Origin of the sequence: Ensifer sp. 1H6 (genome assembly GCF_001976035.1) — a bacterium.
GTDB classification, from domain to species: domain Bacteria; phylum Pseudomonadota; class Alphaproteobacteria; order Rhizobiales; family Rhizobiaceae; genus Ensifer; species Ensifer canadensis.
The window spans coordinates 1-1,413 of sequence record NZ_MOAI01000082.1 but is presented as its reverse complement, the minus strand read 5'-3'; the positions used below and the strand labels follow the sequence as shown (position 1 = coordinate 1,413).

Below are 1,413 nucleotides of genomic sequence, written 5' to 3'. Positions count from 1 at the left end.
AAAACGACAAATCCCCATAGACCGGCAACCGCGCTTTCCATCCCGCGGGTTCTTTCACTGGAGGCTTTCGGACGCCGGCCCGAGCCAGGCCAACGCGTGGAGCGCCAGCATCCGAAACCCATCACACTAACAGTAGTCATCACCTTCGCGCAGCAGCTCTCCACGAACCGGATACATTTCTGCTTCGCCCCATGCGACCGTTCCTGGGGGTACCGAACATGAAGTCACAGGCGTCCGGACCAGGCCACTACCCTCCAGGACCCGCTGACCAAAGGCCAAAACCGAGCGCATCTCCTTGGCAACGGCCAGCACTCGGCTCAGTGGCGACTGACACGACGCGTCCTCCCATTTCTCGTCGCATGGGCACCTGGGACGATTGTCGTTCAGGCACTACCGCTGGAGAAGACCAGCAACATATTGTTGGTAGGCATCTCGATCGTCTCGCGGAGATTAAGTCCAGCGGCCTCACCCACTTGTTCAAGATCAGCGATATCACGCACACCCCAGGATGGGTTGCGCTCCTTTAGAGCCGCGTCGAAAGCAGCGTTCGAGGGGGCGTTGTGTGCCCCGTCGCGCATGAATGGGCCGTAGAGAAGAAGAAGCCCACCAGCGTGAAGCAAACGGCCAGCTCCTGCGAACAATCCTAAGCTTGCCGCCCATGGCGCGATATGGATCATATTGATCGACACGATGGCGTCAAAATGCCCCGTTTGTTCGACGCCCCAGTGTCCTGAGCACACATCAATATCCCGCGGTACCAGCACATTCTTCAGCCCTGCGAATTCGATCCAGCTAGACGTGCTGGTGCGGGCGTCGGCATCCGGATCGCTCGGCTGCCAGGTGAGGTTGGGCATTGCTCCCGCAAAACACACGGCGTGCTCGCCGGTCCCGCATCCAATCTCCAGCACGGCGCCATGTGTTGGAAGGACACGTTTTAGGACCGCGAGGATCGGCGCCGAATTTCGCGCAACGGAAGGCGAGAACATGCGCTGGTCGGCGCTTACGTCGCGCTGTTCCAGCGCAACAGGCGAACGGTCCTTCTTCTCTGGGGGCATTGGCCTTGAATCCCCTTTGGGCGATGTCTCCCACCTTATAGCTGAAATGATGGGACTGAAACCAAGGATTTCGGACTTACGAAGGGGGTCGTCGGCGCGTGCGTTCAGCCGAGGGCGGCCGAAGGTCCACTTCGCGTCAGATCACGCGCCCGCCAGGCTCAAGGTCTGCTTTCGAAAATCGGAGCCCGGAAGCCGACCGACGGCTTTCGTGAAGAGTTTCGGGCGCCGCGAGGCGTACGAAAGTCCCCGAGGAAGGAACCCGCGGGCCACAGTCGAAGGCTATGGAGATTTCGCTCTACGGCTGATTGGTGCGGTGGCGCGAGCAAAGCCAGAGAGTGGAGCGATCGATGCGGGCAGG

General features: G+C 60.4%; 1 protein-coding gene. It reads right to left on the bottom strand.

Features of this window, described 5'->3' with window-relative positions; genetic code table 11:
* Window positions 1-383 precede the first annotated feature (383 nt).
* Window positions 384-1,055, bottom strand: coding sequence for a DUF938 domain-containing protein (locus BKP54_RS34750; protein ID WP_084815714.1), 672 nt, complete (start codon window positions 1,053-1,055; stop codon window positions 384-386).
* Window positions 1,056-1,413: the final 358 nt, after the last annotated feature.